This is a genomic window from Bacillus sp. Medicinal_06, assembly GCF_056711665.1.
Map to the genome: position 1 here is coordinate 1 of NZ_JBWYHD010000104.1, position 217 is coordinate 217.

Below are 217 nucleotides of genomic sequence, written 5' to 3' on the forward strand. Positions count from 1 at the left end.
CTCTCAGTTCGGCTACGCATCGTCGCCTTGGTGAGCCGTTACCTCACCAACTAGCTAATGCGACGCGGGTCCATCCATAAGTGACAGCCGAAGCCGCCTTTCAATTTCGCGCCATGAGGCGCAAAATATTATCCGGTATTAGCCCCGGTTTCCCGGAGTTATCCCAGTCTTATGGGCAGGTTACCCACGTGTTACTCACCCGTCCGCCGCTAACTTC

1 rRNA gene is annotated in these 217 nt (G+C 55.3%); it reads right to left on the reverse strand.

Annotated features, from left to right (window positions below):
• Nucleotides 1–217 (reverse strand): 16S ribosomal RNA (locus tag AC1M36_RS28690); the annotation flags it as partial.